General features: G+C 45.9%; 14 protein-coding genes. 4 read left to right on the top strand and 10 right to left on the bottom strand.

Going from position 1 to position 16,499, the window contains the following annotated elements; genetic code table 11:
* The first annotated feature begins 77 nt into the window (after nucleotides 1-77).
* Complete coding sequence (locus RMO55_RS16295) at nucleotides 78-446, top strand: hypothetical protein (RefSeq protein WP_310428135.1); 369 nt, start codon at nucleotides 78-80, stop codon at nucleotides 444-446.
* Nucleotides 447-494: 48 nt separating this feature from the next.
* On the opposite strand, the gene RMO55_RS16290 is transcribed toward RMO55_RS16295, so the two are convergent.
* Nucleotides 495-1,184, bottom strand: coding sequence for a hypothetical protein (locus tag RMO55_RS16290; RefSeq protein WP_310428133.1), 690 nt, complete (start codon nucleotides 1,182-1,184; stop codon nucleotides 495-497).
* 206 nt (nucleotides 1,185-1,390) lie between these two features.
* Between RMO55_RS16290 and psb34 the strand changes: the two genes are divergently transcribed.
* A complete protein-coding gene (psb34, locus tag RMO55_RS16285) occupies nucleotides 1,391-1,564 on the top strand; it encodes a photosystem II assembly protein Psb34 (protein ID WP_310428131.1) in 174 nt (57 codons plus the stop codon).
* A gap of 30 nt (nucleotides 1,565-1,594) precedes the next feature.
* Here the strand turns inward: psb34 and RMO55_RS16280 are convergent, their stop codons facing one another.
* The 4 genes from RMO55_RS16280 to RMO55_RS16265 all read right to left on the bottom strand — a co-directional run bounded on the left by RMO55_RS16280 (nucleotide 1,595) and on the right by RMO55_RS16265 (nucleotide 6,982).
* Nucleotides 1,595-2,125, bottom strand: a complete 531-nt coding sequence (locus RMO55_RS16280; RefSeq protein ID WP_310428130.1) for a hypothetical protein — start codon at nucleotides 2,123-2,125, stop codon at nucleotides 1,595-1,597.
* A 68-nt stretch (nucleotides 2,126-2,193) separates the two neighbouring features.
* Nucleotides 2,194-3,378, bottom strand: a complete 1,185-nt coding sequence (locus RMO55_RS16275; RefSeq protein WP_310428129.1) for a hypothetical protein — start codon at nucleotides 3,376-3,378, stop codon at nucleotides 2,194-2,196.
* Nucleotides 3,379-3,959: 581 nt separating this feature from the next.
* Nucleotides 3,960-6,539, bottom strand: a complete 2,580-nt coding sequence (gene leuS / locus RMO55_RS16270; protein ID WP_310428127.1) for a leucine--tRNA ligase — start codon at nucleotides 6,537-6,539, stop codon at nucleotides 3,960-3,962.
* 86 nt (nucleotides 6,540-6,625) lie between these two features.
* Nucleotides 6,626-6,982 carry a hypothetical protein gene (locus RMO55_RS16265; protein ID WP_396134356.1) on the bottom strand — a complete coding sequence of 119 codons (357 nt, stop codon included), beginning with the start codon at nucleotides 6,980-6,982 and terminating at the stop codon, nucleotides 6,626-6,628.
* Nucleotides 6,983-6,994: 12 nt separating this feature from the next.
* On the opposite strand from RMO55_RS16265, the gene RMO55_RS22335 reads away from it, so the two are divergent.
* Nucleotides 6,995-7,093, top strand: coding sequence for a hypothetical protein (locus RMO55_RS22335; RefSeq protein ID WP_396134355.1), 99 nt, complete (start codon nucleotides 6,995-6,997; stop codon nucleotides 7,091-7,093).
* Nucleotides 7,094-7,250: 157 nt separating this feature from the next.
* On the opposite strand, the gene RMO55_RS16260 is transcribed toward RMO55_RS22335, so the two are convergent.
* From RMO55_RS16260 to RMO55_RS16245, 4 genes are all read right to left on the bottom strand, one after another.
* Entirely contained in the window at nucleotides 7,251-7,388 is a 138-nt protein-coding gene (locus RMO55_RS16260; protein ID WP_310428124.1) for a hypothetical protein, read from the bottom strand.
* A 58-nt stretch (nucleotides 7,389-7,446) separates the two neighbouring features.
* The gene (locus RMO55_RS16255) at nucleotides 7,447-7,671 is read right to left on the bottom strand and encodes a hypothetical protein (RefSeq protein ID WP_310428123.1); all 225 of its coding nucleotides are present in this window, start codon (nucleotides 7,669-7,671) and stop codon (nucleotides 7,447-7,449) included.
* On the bottom strand, nucleotides 7,658-7,930 hold the full coding sequence (locus RMO55_RS16250; protein ID WP_310428121.1) for a BrnT family toxin: 273 nt from the start codon (nucleotides 7,928-7,930) through the stop codon (nucleotides 7,658-7,660). The genes RMO55_RS16255 and RMO55_RS16250 overlap by 14 nt, the downstream gene beginning before the upstream one ends.
* A gap of 107 nt (nucleotides 7,931-8,037) precedes the next feature.
* Nucleotides 8,038-12,042, bottom strand: a complete 4,005-nt coding sequence (locus RMO55_RS16245) for a magnesium chelatase subunit H (RefSeq protein ID WP_310428119.1) — start codon at nucleotides 12,040-12,042, stop codon at nucleotides 8,038-8,040.
* A 456-nt stretch (nucleotides 12,043-12,498) separates the two neighbouring features.
* Here RMO55_RS16245 and RMO55_RS16240 point away from each other — a divergent pair, with 456 nt between their 5' ends.
* Nucleotides 12,499-15,201, top strand: a complete 2,703-nt coding sequence (locus tag RMO55_RS16240) for a PAS domain S-box protein (RefSeq protein WP_310428118.1) — start codon at nucleotides 12,499-12,501, stop codon at nucleotides 15,199-15,201.
* A 118-nt stretch (nucleotides 15,202-15,319) separates the two neighbouring features.
* Here the strand turns inward: RMO55_RS16240 and dacB are convergent.
* Nucleotides 15,320-16,499 (bottom strand): D-alanyl-D-alanine carboxypeptidase/D-alanyl-D-alanine-endopeptidase (gene dacB / locus RMO55_RS16235; protein ID WP_310428116.1); only part of this gene is annotated, 1,180 nt, incomplete at its 5' end.

The raw sequence follows: 16,499 nt of genomic DNA, 5'->3' as shown, positions 1-16,499 counted from the left end.
GGCGGCTTGGCATGAACCACCGATATCGGCATGATGAGCACTCCAGCGTTCAATAAGAAATCTTGAGGGACATGAAGATGAATTCAAGAGCGGCATTTCTGACATTCGCCACCACGATGCTCGTCTCGGGTGCCGCAGTCTCCGCGGAAGGTCCGGTGGTCTGGGCGGACACGACTTGCAGCTATTTCATCGTCCAACTGCCCGAGGGAAATCCGGCTGAAACGTTCGGCTTGTTTAGGTCCAACACTAACTCAATACCCAAGGTCGGGGACATTGTCGAGATTACCCGTTCTCAAAAAGACCCGCGCGAGCTACAAACCCCCGACTGCCTTGGCTCGGTGCCTTTTCTTTTTTTAATTGTGGGGGAACCCCTCAATAAAAACGCCGCTAAACCCTCGGCAAAGCCGAGGATCGCAAGCCGCTTCTTCGAGAAGTCGGGGATCTAGCGTAATGCTGAGCAGTCGAGTTTCTCAGCGTTTTTAGTATAATTTAACCTACGCTTTGTTGCTAGATTTGAGATTCTTTTTCATGCGGAACGCGGCTGTACCACCGATTAAGGTACCAACGATCGTAAAAGGTTCGGGCACTTCTTGACCACCACCACCAGCAATTGCCGAGCCGAGGGTAATGTCATCAAAGCCGATTTGATTAGCAACTCCACCAAAGTCAACAGATTTAGCGATACCACTAAAAGTTACCCCAGTAGAGGCAAATACGTCAAAAGCACCATTAGGATCGCCGTTACCTGTCGATGGGGTGGCACTAAGTACCAGTGTTGCTAGGATGTTACCTGTACCATTGAGGCCATCATAAACAGTGACACTACCAGGGTTGCCAATAGTGGTGTAGAAGAAGGAGAAACCAGTATCAAAACCAGCCGCTACATTCATCGTGGCGGCGGCACCAGTATCGAAGAACATAATAGTATTTGGGCTGGGTTCGTTCGCAAAATCTCCACTACCACCATTATCTGAATCGACGAGTCCTAAAGCAGTAGTGGAGAAATCGATACCGTAGTTAGTGCCTGCACCACCATTGTAAAAGTTGCCAACTGGTGCGAAGTCGCCTACACCCTCGAAATCGAGGACGATGGTAGCTGCTTGTGCTGTGCCTACGGACAAGAGACAGGCAGCAGCGGATACTGTGGAAATAGCGATTAACTGAGAAAATTGTTGAAATTTCATTGTGGATATTCTCCAGTAGATGTACAGAAATGAGGTTCTTGTTTTACAGTATTCCCACAATTAGTCAATCTCTACCATTTCGCATTTTGAAGCTTGACTCTGGCTGTGTCCAGCTAGTTTAGATTTCGAGACTTATGGATTGGTACGGTTAAATGATAATATGGGTGGAATTTAATTGTTTTTTTACATATTTGAGGTTAAAATCGATGCCCTATATCAACAATGACGGAGACAATCGGTTAAATAACTTCCCGACTGAGCCAAAAATGTACGTTGCGGAATCTATCAATCCCGACCAAAAACGAAATTATCTGATTATTGGGGTAATTGGTTTAGTTCTAGTAGTCGGCTTAACCTTTGTTGCCAAGGCTGTATCTTAAATTAGGCTTTAGGCTTGAGGAACTAATAACTCATGCTCGAACTTTGCCCAGATGACAGTCGTGTAGCCAGATCCGAATCGCTTCGGCGACAGTCGTATTACTACTTTCGATCGGGGGTGTAATTGCCGCATCGACACTAGGAAATCCACTAGTCCGCGAATAGATACTCACCAATCGCCAACCTAGTCGCGTTTTGGCGATAAATAGCCAGTGAAACTGTTGCAACTGGGCTGACTTAATTCCGGTATATTGGCGTTCCAAGGTGCTGATAAATACTTGTGTAGGTGCAGCTTGGGGAAAATGTGGTGGATACTCTCGACTGACAATTTCGATCGGCTGCAATTCAGGTACGCTGGCGGTCACGATCGAACTGTACACCTCATCGGTACGTTTTCGGCGTTGCTGAATCAGCCGATTTACATAGCTAGGCAAATCCCGCACCAATATATTGCTCAGGCTCTCCAACTTCGCCGGACAACTATTTGTTGCGGATGCCACGATTGGCACAGCAAGATTGCACCAATTCCCAATATTCTGACTACAGACAGGCAGATAATTCACAGTTAGAATAAACTAGTTAAGTGGTTAACTAGTTTATTCTAACTGGTAAATTTCAACTTTCAACTAACTCACTGATTTCTAATTTGTGCGGCTAGTTGCAATAATTCCGACCAGCGTAATTGAAACTTTTTCTCGGTCAAGCGTAGAGCTTTCATGATTGACTCAGTACTGTGCTGAGACTGCTTGAGTTGGATCAGTGTTTGCTGCTCGATCGATAATTGAGCGGCAAATATTTCCCATTGTCGATCTGTCAAACCCAGTCGGCGATCGATTTCCGCGCCCAACCACTGATGTACTAATTCCCAATTAGCGACGCGGGCAAATTTTTCGATATGATACTTGAATTTCTGTTGGAGATAGTCTCGTTCTCGTGTCGTCAATCCCAATGTTTTTTCAATTTCTAGTGCAGATAAATCTTCCATCTTGAGGAGGAGATAATCAACACAAACTGATTGATTCTGTGCTTCTAAATAAGCAATCAATTCCTTGATGACTCGATCGCGCAATACGCCATCACTAGGATCGATATTGTCCGACACCATCTTGGCCCGAATTTGTTGCATCATTTTCGAGCCAGCATCGCCATCTTCTTCTCTGGCTGTTTCAAAAGCTTGCTCGATATCTACAGATGTTTCATTGGGTTGACGTTTGGCGAAAGTCTGGGCGCGGAGGACGATCAGTTGTTGACTGCTCCCGTACCGGAGGTGAATCCGGCGTTTGGCATAACATTCGGTGAATACCATATACTCCGCTAATTGAAGCAAGCTGCGGGGCGTATAAGCGTCTCCTAGCTCATTTTCGCGCCGGAACGCTTTGAGCGATTCCGTATAAAATTCCTGGAGAAAGTCTTCAATTAGTGAATATCTAGCTTGAAATCCCAATTGAGATTGGGGAATAGTAATATATCTGTAAACGATCGAACTTAAATGACTATGTAGTTCGATTCGTCCTTGTCGAGAACCTAGCTGGTAATAATAAAGACATTTAGAAACGCGATGACGTGCCAAGCCCACTCGCCAAGATTCCCTAATTCCCGAATTTTGAATCCGATCGCTTTTGGCACAAATCCGATCGACTTCCACTGCAATCCGTATCGCTACATCCTGAATTCGATCGACAGGTGCATTCACTTGACCCTGCAATGCTTCGACTAACATCGTTGGTAGCGGCTGTTTGCTAGATAATAGTACTACGTTTGACTGTTGCTTTTGGCGAAGGCTAGTAGCTGGTAAATGGTTAGAATACACGTTCACGATTTGAGTCCCTGATGATGCGAGCTTGATAATTGCTTACACATCGACTGTACGCGCTAAAAAGAGGAAATACGTATGGTATGTGTCACTTTTTTTACACGAGATAGATCGCTACCATAAAGGTTCTTGCTTGGATGATGGTCTTGTCGCTCAATTTCCAGAGTAAGTTTCGGTTTTCAGGAATCGAGTACATTGCTATTTGTAAAATTTTAGATCCTGGCAATCGTGGACAGTTGTTCAAGTGGCACATGCAAGGATGCCACTCATCCACCAGTTGTTTGTAACTCACATTTTGCACTTCAGGAAAGTAGCATAAAAAAGCCTGACTTTACCTTGCTGCAAAGCTTGCACGCCGCCTAAGTGGTGGTTATTGAGTCATTGGAGAAACTGGAATTATAAATATTATTGACTAGTACTCGGCGGCGTAAATAACAATACTATTTCGTAAAAGGGGGGAGCGGGGAGCGGGGAGAGTGATTAGAACAAGGACTAAATGGTGGCTTTATTTCTGCCACTCTGTACTAGTCTTTGTAAAACAAGATCCCCGACTTTTTGAAAAAGTCGGGGATCTGTTCTAACTTTTACCCAAGAATGAAATTAACTAATTTTCCAGGGACAACAATTGTCTTTTTAATCTCCTTACCCTCAGAGTATTTTTGAACGATCGAGGATTCCTTCGCGTATACTTCTAGTGCAGATCGATCGCTGTTTGCTGGTACTTGAATTGTGCCACGAGTTTTACCCATAATTTGAATAACCAAAGTAATTTCATCGACAACTAAAGCAGTTTCATCTGCTTGTGGCCAACTCTGGGCGTGAACAGAATCGGTATGCCCGATGATGTGCCACAATTCTTCGGCGAGATGCGGTGCAAATGGTGCGAGCAGCATCAGTAGAGTATTGATTCCCTCTGCATAAATTGGTGAATCTTTACAGCTAGCATCAGTAAGCGCGTTACTCAGTTTCATTAGTTCGGATATGGCAGTATTAAACTGATATATTCCATCTAAATCTTCAGTGATAGCTTGAATGGCAATGTGGATCGATCGACGTAAATCTTTCTCTGGTTTAGATATTTCTCCACCTGCTGATGTAGAAATAGCTGTAAAACTTGTGACTAGCTTCCATAGCCGATTGACAAAGCGAAATTGCCCCTCAATATCAGCATCATCCCACTCCAAATCTTTTTCGGGAGGTGCTTTAAATAAAATAAACATTCGCGCTGTATCAGCACCATATTTTGCTAACACATCTTCTGGATCGACACCATTATATTTAGATTTAGACATCTTCTCGAAAGAAACTTCGAGTATATCTCCGGTTGCTGGATCTGTAGGATTAATAGTATCGACGATCGATCCTGGTGCGATATATTTGCCAGTTTGAGGATTTTTATAGGTGGTTGACTGCACCATTCCCTGTGTCAACAATTGGGTAAATGGTTCGTCAAAATCAAGAAATTTAGTTTTCCCACGATCTTCACCACCAAAATCTCGAATTACCTTCGTAAAGAAGCGAGCATATAATAAGTGTAATACTGCATGTTCGACACCACCGACGTATTGATTTGCTGGCAACCAATTATTAGTAAGATCGGGATTAAAGATGCGATCGTTATTGGTGGCATCTGGATAACGCAGATAATACCAAGAAGAATCCACAAACGTATCCATTGTATCGGTTTCCCGTTTGGCTGGAGTGCCGCAACTAGGACATGGTACATTTACCCAAGATTCCAAACTTGCTAGGGGATTTCCACCTTTTCCGGTGAAGGCGATATCTTCAGGTAATTCGACAGGTAGATCCGCCTCTGGTACGGGGACGACTCCACATTTGGGGCAGTGAATCATCGGAATCGGCGTTCCCCAATAACGCTGACGGGAAATCAACCAATCACGCAATCGATATTGTACCTTCGATCGACCATAACTCTTTTGTTCGGCATAATCGAGAATAGCTGTTTTCGCGCTGACTGAATCTAATCCGTCAAACTGACTGGAATTCACCATCGTACCTGAATCAGTATAAGCGGCTGTCAGGGGTTCACCAATTTCCTGATTCGCTGGCGCAATTACTTGCGTAATCGGTAACTGATACTGCTGGGCAAATTTGAAATCGCGCACGTCGTGAGCGGGTACGCCCATCACCGCACCCGTACCATATTCATACAAGACATAATCAGCAATCCAGATCGGTACTTCCTTACCTGTAAATGGATTTATCGCCATCGCACCTGTAGCTACACCCCGCTTGGGTTTATCTTCCGCAGTGCGATCGATCTCGCTTTGCTGCTTCACTTCGGCGATGAAGGCATCCACAGCCGCTGTTTGGTCTGAACTAGTAACTTTTGCCGTTAAAGGGTGCTCGGGAGCCAAGACAACGTAACTCACGCCATAAACCGTATCGGGACGAGTCGTAAATACAGTAATCTTTTCAGTACTGCCAACAATCGGAAATTCTAAGTCCGCACCGATCGATTTACCAATCCAATTCGCCTGCATCAATCTGACCTTTTCCGGCCATCCTGACAATTGGTCTAGATCGGTTAATAATTGCTCCGCATAGTCGGTAATTTTAAAGTACCACTGTCTGAGAGCTTTTTTCTCTACAATCGCCCCAGACCGCCAGGAACGGCCCTCTCCATCAACCTGCTCGTTGGCAAGTACAGTCAGATCGATCGGGTCCCAATTTACCATCCCATCTTTCTGATAAGCTAAACCAGCCTGATAAAATTTCAGGAAAATCCACTGTGTCCAGCGATAATATTGAGGCGAACAAGTAGCTAGTTCTAGATTCCAATCGATCGACAGTCCCAATTTTTTGAGCTGACTCCGCATGTGAGCGATATTCTGATAAGTCCAAGTCGCTGGATGAATCCCGCGCTCGATGGCGGCATTTTCCGCAGGTAATCCAAATGCATCCCAGCCCATTGGATGCAATACCCGATATCCCTGCATCCGTTTCTGGCGGGCGATTACGTCGGGGATAACATAGTTCCGAACGTGGCCCATATGCAGATTTCCCGATGGATAGGGAAACATCGATAGCACGTAGAATTTGGGCTTGGTGCTGGTATTATCTGTTTGGTCTACATTAGACTCGTTCCAAATTTGCTGCCATTTGGGTTCGATCGAGCTGGGCTGATAGATACTAGGTTCCATATTTACTGGTTGAAGTGAGAAAAGCGATCGATTGCCAAAGGTGTTGAATATTAAATATAAACTGACGAGGGGTTAAAGCACTCGCCTCAAGTAGAACAATTGATGTCGAGTAAATCGATGTAATTGTCAAGTTGAATGACGGCCGGATGTTGGGGATGTTGTTGGGTTGCCCACTGTATTGCTCGATAGGGTGCGTCTTGTAAAAAATATACGCCTTCACCCAGCCAGTTGTAGTCATTGTCGCTGACCCAAAATCTTTTTGAGAGGATTGTACTGGCTTTTTCTTTGCTGGTGCTATGATAACCAAATACTTGGATAAGCGGTTCGATCGTTGCGATCGCGTAGCGTCGGCGGAGCCGAATCGAATGTGAAACTTTGCATAAGCCGATTTGGCTGTCCCGCCAGTATGGGGAGAATAGGGGTAAAATGGAGCGATAGATCAAGTTTGTGTTGATATGTGGGGTGGTTTCCCGGAAGTAATTCGAGAAGTTTTTCCCAATGCCAAACCAGTTATCGATTCGCATCTTCTTTCTCGAGAACAGCGATCGACATAAAATTTATGGGCGACAGATAAACTAAGAGAATGCAATAGACAACGATCGATCAAAGTCCCCCAGACTCGGAGGTTGGGGGGCGATTATCCAACGATCGATCCCTAGTTTTGGCTGGCTCCAGGAAATATTAATTTGGTAATGCAGCATAGATTTAACGTTAGTTCCCTGTCTCGATATCGATAATTACTATTTTGCCGATATTATCTTCTGAGTGTACCTGCTGACGAATGCCACTTTCGTACACCTTTTGGGCACGATGGGCGACTTCTTCATGAGTGAGCAAAATTGTTTGCATCGGTTCTAGTTTGCTGTTTAATGATTGTTTTTATACTAATCTAACTAAAGATTTCAATTTATGTTTTTTGTTCTTCTGCAACTAATCGAGTGGATCTAATCAAAAGTCTCAGAGCTTCATTAACTGCATCAGCATTTGGAAACATCTCAGCCACATCAGGTTCTAATCTTACAGTTGTTCCTGCAAAGTTTTTACGTCCAGTTCCCATTTTTCTAACTTTAAGACTAGTAAGATCGTATTCTGGTCGCAGATCGTCTTCTAATTCCAAATCATCCTTCTTCATACATTCTTCTCTCAGATTTCGTGGTTTCTCTAGCACTAATTAATCGAGTTACATTACCTCTTTCTGTATAGGAGACAATTAATAATCTTCTTTGATTTGACTCGCCGATGATTAAATAACGATCTTCATCTTCTGAATGGTCTGGATCGTAAAAATCAACGTAAAGTGGGTCGTTGAAAACTGTTTGTGCGTCATCAAAGCAAACGCCGTGCTTGATTAAGTTACTTTTAGCTTTGTCTTTATCCCATTCAAACTCCATAATCTGATTATAGTCCCCACTTCATGAAAAAATCCCTGTAAGTTATTTTTACAGGGATCGATTCTCTTTCAGAGACGCTACGCGAACGACTTTAGTAATTTACTTTTCTACTCAACACCCTCAATCCGGTCTTCGACCTCCTGATAAAGGTCGCGTAACATATCGAGGTTCTCATCGCTAGTCTCCCAATAGCCGCGTCCATTCACTTCCAACAGCGTCGAAACAATCTTGCGGAAAGAATTAGGATTGAGATCCATCAACCGTTTACACATCTCCTTATCCTTGATAAACGTGTCATTGGTTTCCTCATAGATCCAATTATCCACCGCTCCGGCTGTCGCACTCCAACCGCTGGTATTCACCAATCGTTTCGAGAGTTCCCGTACACCCTCATAACCATGAGAGAGCATTCCCTCATACCATTTGGGGTTGAGTAACTTCGTCCGCGCATCTAAACGGACAGTCTCGGAGAGGGTACGAACTTGAGCGTTAGCAGTGGTGGTATCGGCGATAAAGGACGTAGGCGTTTTACCATCTGTCCGCAGGTTAGCGACGATTTTAGTTGGGTCTGAGTCGTAGTAGTGGGATACATCGGTCAAACTGATTTCCGAGGAATCGAGGTTCTGGAAGGTGACATCCGCTGTCTTGAGAGAGGTTTCAAAGATGGTGCGATTTTGCTCCATCGTGCCAGGATTATCGGCACTGAAGGCGAAGGATTTGCGACCGAGGTACATTTCCTGAAGTTCGGCTTCGTTTTCCCAGGTGCCGTTTTCTACCGCTAGGTTGATGTTGGAGGAGTAGGAACCGGAGGCGTTGGAGAAGACGCGGGTGGCGGCTTGACGCAGGTTGATACCCATCTCTTCAGCTTGAACTAGGGCGTGTTTGCGGATGAAGTTCATTTCGAGTGGTTCATCGGCTTCTGCTGCCATTTTCACGGCTTGGTCGAGCAGGTTCATCTGGTTGATGAATAGGTCGCGGAAGACACCGGAACAGTTAATCACTACGTCGATGCGGGGACGACCGAGTTCTTCGAGGGAGATCATTTGGAGTTTGTTGATCCGTCCCAAGGCATCGGGTACGGGCTTAACACCGACCATCCACATGATTTGGGCGAGGGATTCACCGTAGGTTTTGATGTTGTCTGTGCCCCAGAGGACGCAGGCAATAGTTTCGGGATATTGACCGTTATTATCGCGCATTTGCCGATCGAGCAGTCTGTCCACCACAACTTTAGCTGATTTAACGGCGGCTTCAGTAGGGATAGATTGCGGATCTAAGGCGTGCATGTTCTTACCTGTAGGTAAGACATCGGGGTTGCGAATCGGGTCGCCTCCTGGTCCTGGCAGGATGTACTCGCCGCCTAATCCTTGCAGGAGTGCGCCGAGTTCGTTGTCGGCGCAGACTTGTTTGAGGCAGAATTCCAGGTAGTCGAATAGGGGTTTGATTTCGTCGAGGTTGACGTTTTTGTAACCGGAGGCGTAAAGCGATTCTACCCAGGCGGCTTTTTTGCCGACGTTAAAGATGTTCAATTTGGACATCAGGGAAACTCGTCCTTCGGCATCCACTTGGGAACTGACGATGGCGGCGACGGCTTCGCGGACGGCGAGGGTGATGTCTTGTAAGAGTTGGACATCTTCGAGGATGCCGCGATCGTTACTTTGATACACTTGGTCTAGGTCGCGTCCTAAGCTTTCGGCGATGATGCGGGGTAAGCCTTTGATTCCTTCTTCTTCCCGATCGAGTGATGCTATATTAACCAAAGTTGCGACGGCTTCTTCGGCTGTGGGTGGTTTGCCGACAACGTGCAAGCCGCAGGGGAGGAGGCGGGATTCGATTTCCATCAGGCGGCTGTAGACTGCGCCGATGATATTATCCCGTTCTTCGAGGCTCATGGTGCCTGCATCGATTTCGGGGATATTAATGTCTTTGTCGAGGTTGCAAATCCGCGCTTTGTCCATAATCGTGTTGGCGATTTGCACGCCTCGTCCGTTTTCCCGCAGAGCTTGGTAGGAGCCGACGAGTTCGCCGAGTTCTTGTAAGCCTTTGTATAATCCGGCGTTTTCGGCGGGTGGAGTGAGGTAGGAGATAGTTTCGGCGTAGGAACGTCGTTTGGCGATGGTTGCTTCGCTGGGGTTGTTGGCGGCGTAGTAGTAGAGGTTGGGAATATTACCGATTAAGCTATCGGGGAAGCAATCGTTAGACATGCCCATCTGTTTACCTGGCATGAATTCCAGGGAACCGTGGGTGCCGAAGTGGAGGACTGCATCTGCTTCCCAGACTTTTTCGAGGTAGGTATAGTAAGCGGCGAAACCGTGGTGGGGGCTGGCGGAACGGGAGAATAGTAACCGCATTGGGTCGCCTTCGTAGCCGAATGTGGGCTGAACACCGATGAAGATATTTCCGAAATGTTTGCCGTAAATGACCAGATTTTGACCGTCACTATTGAGATTACCTGGAGGTGGCCCCCAGCTTTCGTGCAGTTTCTCGGAATAAGGCGTGAGTTTTTCATACTCATCTACAGGCATCCGATAGGCGACGTTCAGTTCGGGGCTATTATATTGCGCCTGGACATCGTGAATTACCGCTTCGAGTAATGCTTGCGGTGATTCTGGTAAATCTTGGACATCGTAGCCGTTATCCCGCATCGATTTGAGGACTTCGTAGATTGAGCCAAATACGTCTAAATATGCGGCGGTACCAACGTTACCTTTATCTGGTGGGAAACTAAAGACAGTAATCGCGACCTTTTTAGTAATTTTTGGCTTGCGGCGGAGGTTTGCCCATTTCATCGCCCGTCCGGCGATTGCTTCGATTCGATCTTGCAAGGCGATCGCCCGTCCCGTAGAGCCATCACGACCTGATAGAATAATAGGCTCGATCGCACCGTCTAATTCAGGAATTGCTACCTGTAGCGCAACTTGAATTGGATGCAGACCTAAATCGCTGTCTTCCCACTCTTCGGTGGTTTGGAAGACTAAAGGTAACGCCACCATGTAGGGACGATTCAACCTTTTTAACACGTCAATTGCCTTGGGATGATCCTGCCTGGCTGGACCACCAACTAGGGCAAATCCAGTCAGGGAGACCACTGCATCGACGATCGCGTTAGTTTTGTCGATCGGGTCAAAGAAGTAGGCTTCTAGAGGCTTGGAGAAGTCTAGACCACTAGCAAACATCGGGATGACTCGCGCACCCATCGATTCAAATTCTTGCAGTACGGCTACATAATGGGCTGCATCACCAGTCACGATGTGAGTCCGTTGCAATACCAAACCGATACAGGGAGCCAACGGATCTTTATGATCGTCCGAAATATCGCGACGGCTATTGTACCAGTTGAGATATTCCTTGATATCCTCAAACATCTGCGGAGCCATCGGGTGCCAAATTCCCATATCAGGGAAAGTGACAGGATCTTGATATTTGATTTCGCCAGCCGAAGCCGTCGAGTTCAGCGTATCATCTTCCTTCAATACATAGCGATCGGCCAACATCAACAAGAAGTTTTCCAGATTCTCCGGCGTACCACCGAGCCAATACTGGAAACTTAACATAAAGTTTCGCGCATCCTGAGCCTTCTCGATCGGTAGATACTTGAGAATATTCGGCAAAGTATTCAATAACTTGAGCATTCCATCTTGGAAGCTACCCGCGCCAGCATTCGCCTTGCGCTTCTTCATAAACTCGCCAATCGCACTCTTGGACTGTCCCAATTGCGCCAGCGAGAAACTACCCATCTTGCTCAACCGCATTACCGCAGGCATCGACGGAAACACCACCGCCACATCCAAATTATCCCGATAGGGAGCAACCGCAGCGACAACTTTTTCTGCTAAATCTTCAATAAAAATCAGTGAAGCGATGAAGATATTCGCAGTCTGAATCTCGCGCTGCAAGCCAGCATAATTCTCAGGATCGCGTAGTTCCTCTAATAAATAACCACTAATTTCGATCGCGACTTTCGGGTTGTTGTCGTTAATGGCATTCACAGCCGCCGAGATCGAACTCTGATACTGTGGCTCTAGCACGACATAGACCACCTTTAGTAACTGCCTGCCCCGAACATCAGCGGGAGTTATATGTCTAATGGTGGACTTGACGTTAGTGAACATGCGGTAGCTCCTACGGGATAAAATTGTGGGATCGGATTTGGGAAAAATGGCTGAGAAGTATGATATCGGCGAGTCAAGTGGGCATGAAAGCGATTTGTAGCGTCACTCAATTGATGTACCCACTCAGCTCTCACTCTCTAGTAGTTTTAGCAGAAAATCCCCGACAGGTGGGAGTTCTGAGAGTTATCTGAAACAATTTGCAACTAAAAACTTAACATTTATTCGCGGTTAAAGATAAAAATTTTCGCTTTTCTTCACCTTCTTCATCTAAATATTGACGATTTCCGCAGAAGCGGCTTCACTCACGCCAACAGAATATTTGCAAGATGGGGATTGAAGTATAAATTTGGAGGGAATAATAGATAAGTGCTTTTAGATAAGTGCTTTGTCCTACTCATCTACAATCATTATCTCCTGATTGGTTTAAATCCCCTTCGCTGGCTAAAAAAGATGTCTATGTCGATCGATCCAAGCCGCTTAAATCCAGAAACACAGAACGAGATCGTAGCAATGGCTGGAACTGCTGCTAGCACAGAAGTACACAACGATCGACTAGAAGAGACAAATTGGTCGTTACAAGAAGTTCTGGAAGAGTTGAGGACAGCGGAAGAAGCTCTCATTCAACAGAATATCTATCTAGAACAGGAGCGGCAGAAATATCATGATTTATTTAATTTCGCGCCCGATGGTTATCTCGTGACCAATCCTTCAGGTGTCATCCAGTCAGCAAACCAGGCGGTCTCCAACCTGCTGGGGATGAGACAATCCGATCTGATCGATAAGCCCTTAATTGTCTTCATCGTCCAACAAGACTATTCATTATTTTATCACCAACTCGATCGACAGTCTTCTCCCCCCGTTGGCGTAGCTTCTGCTCTGGAGAATCGTCAGCAAACTTGGGAAATTAACCTTCAGCCTCGCAAAAGCAATGCATTCCCCGCCGAAGTTACAGTTTCCCCGATTTACGAAAACTCTGATACCATCACTGGTTTGCGCTGGCTGATCCGCGATATCAGCGAACGCAAGCAAGCCGAATTAGAGCGAGAACAAGCAGCCCAAGTATTGGCACAGTTGAATCAAGAATTGGAACAGCGAGTTGCGGAACGCACCACCGCGCTGCAAAAAAGTGAGTCCCGTTACCGCGCCCTGATGGACGGTGCCAGCGATGCGATCGTTTTGCTAGATGCTCAAGGCAATTTCATCGAGGGAAATCAGACTTTAGAAAAACTTTTGGGCTATAGCCAAGCTGAATTGCGCCACCTGCACATGTCTGATATCCATCCCCCCACAGAATTAGCAGCCGCACGAGAACGCTTTCACGATGTTGTGCGACATGAAATAGCTCCACTTCTTAAAAGCATTGTGCTGCGAAAAGATGGTAGCCAGGTACCAGTAGAGATTACGGGTACCTGGATTGAAGTAGATGGTGTGCAGATCGTTCAGGCAATTTTTCGGAATATTACCGAACGCCAACAAGCAGAACTAGCCTTACAGGAAAGCCAGCATTTTATCGAACAAATTGCTCAGGCATCACCGAACATTCTCTATCTATACGACATCCAATCAGAGCGTAATGTCTATGCCAATCGGGAGATTTCGACAGTGCTAGGTTACACACCAGTAGAAATTCAAGCGATGGGTGCCAGTCTGTTTCAAAATTTAATCCATCCTGACGATCTCACCATCATCCCCGCAGAGTACGCCCGAATCGCCGCAGCTCAAGATGGTGACATTTTAGAATTTGAATATCGGATGAAACGTGCCAATGGAGAATGGTGTTGGCTCCTGAGTCGAAATTCCATCTTTAGGCGCGATTCTCAGGGGCGAGTGCTGCAAACGATTGGGACAGCCCAAGATATCACCGCTCAGAAAGCGGCACTGCTCGAACTCCAAGAATACCAACAACGCCTAGAACGATCGAATGTCGAACTGGTGCGTGCCACACGGCTCAAGGATGAGTTTCTCGCCAATATGAGTCACGAACTACGGACTCCACTCAACGCGATTCTGGGGCTGTCGGAGGGGCTACAGGGCGGAATGCTCGGATCGATCGACAAACGGCAGCAAAAAGCGATCGCCACCATCGAACGCAGTGGTCAACATCTACTCTCTCTGATCAATGACGTTCTGGAAGTCTCCAAAATTGCCGCAGGCAAACTAGAACTAGATATTACAGCGGTGGCAATTACCGATTTGTGTAAATCCAGTCTGGTATTCGTCAAAGAACAGGCATTCAAAAAACAGATTCAACTGACAACTATTTTCGCACCCAACTTGGTCAAAATTGACGTTGACGAACGCCGAATCCGGCAGGTAATCATCAACTTGCTGACTAATGGTGTCAAGTTTACCCCGATGGGTGGTCAGGTAACGCTCGAACTCCAGATCGAAGATTCAATCGCAACACATCCAGGAGCAGTCTCGGCTGCTAATGCCTGGATTCTTCTTTCTGTCAAGGATACAGGCATTGGGATCGCTCCAGAAAATCAATCAAAACTGTTCCAACCCTTTATCCAAATCGACAGTAGCCTAAATCGTCAGTACGGAGGTACCGGACTAGGATTGATGCTGGTGAAACAAATCGTCGAACTGCATGGTGGTTCAGTGAGTGTTGCTAGTGAGTTTGGTCGAGGTAGTTGCTTTACGGTACGGTTGCCTTACCATGTTTCAGGTGAACATCAGACCGACACAGCCGCAGCGATCGATCTTAGCTCCAATCCGATCTCGTTGGCGGAGCCTCTCCCCTGGAGCATCGACGATGCCGAAACAGCCGTCAAGTCGCCGCTGATCTTGTTAGCCGAAGACAATCAAGATAACATTTTTATGTTTTCCAGCTATCTAGGGGCCTGTAATTATCGGCTCATCTTTGCCGAAAATGGCCAAGAAGCGATCGATCTGGCTCAAACTCTCTTGCCTGACTTAATTTTGATGGACATCCAAATGCCTGGGATTGACGGGTTAGAAGCGATCGAAACTATCCGTCAAAATCCACGACTGGCACAGACTCCGATCGTTGTTCTCACCGCATTAGCGATGAATAGTGACCGCGAAAAATGTCTAGCAGCCGGAGCGAATGAATATCTGGCTAAACCCTTTAGGATGACACAACTAAGAACGACAATTCAACAGCTTTTGAGTCGATCTGACTTTGATGAGTGAACTCACAGCTTGCGCCAGTATGAAAGTATTAAAATTAGCGTAGATCTTCGGGTAACCACGGGTTGCCGCTGGCTTACCCAACAAAGAAGATAGCCAAGTTCCCGATCGAGACATCGATTTAGCATTGTTTCAATCTTGCTAACAAGACCATAACCTCGTCAATGACTTTAACCATTTGTGATGTAGGTCGATCGTGTTGATTGAGGATAATGCTAAATACTAGGGGTGAATATTGCGGTGGATTGATATAGCCAGAAAGACTGACAACACCGCTCATGCTACCAGTTTTTGCTCGGACGATTCCTTGAGCTAGAGTCCCTTTCATCCGATTCTTTAGACTACCGCTAATACCTGCTACTGGTAGAGAGTCAAGATAAATTTGTCTGGTGGGTGTTGTTGACATAGCTGATAATAATCGCACGAAAGCAGTCGGCGCGACTAAATTATGTCGCGATAAACCAGAGCCATCACTGAGGCGGTAGGATTGCGGATCTACACCCATTTCAGTTAGACGTTGTTTGACTAAGGCGATGCCGAGATTACTGGTATCTTCAGTACTGATATTGTGTTCGGGATGAGTTCTTCCGATCGATCTCATTAATATTTCCGCATAGATATTATTACTATGTTGATTGGTTTCTGTAATTAATTCTCTAATTGTCGGCGAGTTAATAGCGGCAATTTCGGAAAGATTGGCAATTTTTTGTCCAGATTCTAAATGCGTCCGATCTACCGTAATTCCCGACCGATTCAAACTTTGTTTAAAAGCATTGACAAAAGATTCGGCTGGATTGACTACTGGTAGATCTAGTTGAACTGGTGGGGCATTTTGAGCTAATTTACCTGTTAGACGAATTAAAGGTTTCCCAAAAACAGCAATCGCATTAATAGTATTATCTCGATCGCCTAGAACTGTCAAACTACGATTATCGACTTGCCAACTATTTAAGCTAGGATCTTTCCAGGTATATTTAAGTGGCATTCCGATTTGCTGTTGACTCACTATTAAAGCATTCGCATTTTGATTGAGCATCAAACCATTAATTGCTGGGGCATAATCAGTCGATAAATCACCCCATTCCCAATCGGCGTGAATCTGTTCTCCACGAAAATAACTGTCGTCGAAATTAATTTGGTCAATCTGGCGTTCGCCGCGCTGTTTGAGTTGTTGGGCGATCGATCGCAATCCTGTTACTGTCAGACTAGGATCGCCTCTACCTACGACTAATAAATTGGATCTATTTCCAGTTGGTGGGAGCTGATATACCGATGTCCGCAATCGCATCGCACCACCTAAC

Origin of the sequence: Chamaesiphon sp. VAR_48_metabat_135_sub (assembly GCF_031418915.1) — a bacterium.
Taxonomy (GTDB): domain Bacteria; phylum Cyanobacteriota; class Cyanobacteriia; order Cyanobacteriales; family Chamaesiphonaceae; genus Chamaesiphon.
This window is presented reverse-complemented; position numbering and strand designations above follow the sequence as displayed.

Bases quoted from the DNA above. Each gene is read 5' to 3' on its own strand.
- RMO55_RS22335 (WP_396134355.1), top strand. From the start codon at position 6,995: ATGTGGGGTGGTTTCCCGGAAGTAATTCGAGAAGTTTTTCCCAATGCC.
- RMO55_RS16260 (WP_310428124.1), bottom strand. From the start codon at position 7,388: ATGCAAACAATTTTGCTCACTCATGAAGAAGTCGCCCATCGTGCCCAA.
- RMO55_RS16295 (WP_310428135.1), top strand. From the start codon at position 78: ATGAATTCAAGAGCGGCATTTCTGACATTCGCCACCACGATGCTCGTC.
- RMO55_RS16290 (WP_310428133.1), bottom strand. From the start codon at position 1,184: ATGAAATTTCAACAATTTTCTCAGTTAATCGCTATTTCCACAGTATCC.
- psb34 (WP_310428131.1), top strand. From the start codon at position 1,391: ATGCCCTATATCAACAATGACGGAGACAATCGGTTAAATAACTTCCCG.
- RMO55_RS16240 (WP_310428118.1), top strand. From the start codon at position 12,499: ATGTCGATCGATCCAAGCCGCTTAAATCCAGAAACACAGAACGAGATC.
- leuS (WP_310428127.1), bottom strand. From the start codon at position 6,539: ATGGAACCTAGTATCTATCAGCCCAGCTCGATCGAACCCAAATGGCAG.
- RMO55_RS16255 (WP_310428123.1), bottom strand. From the start codon at position 7,671: ATGAAGAAGGATGATTTGGAATTAGAAGACGATCTGCGACCAGAATAC.
- RMO55_RS16245 (WP_310428119.1), bottom strand. From the start codon at position 12,042: ATGTTCACTAACGTCAAGTCCACCATTAGACATATAACTCCCGCTGAT.
- RMO55_RS16250 (WP_310428121.1), bottom strand. From the start codon at position 7,930: ATGGAGTTTGAATGGGATAAAGACAAAGCTAAAAGTAACTTAATCAAG.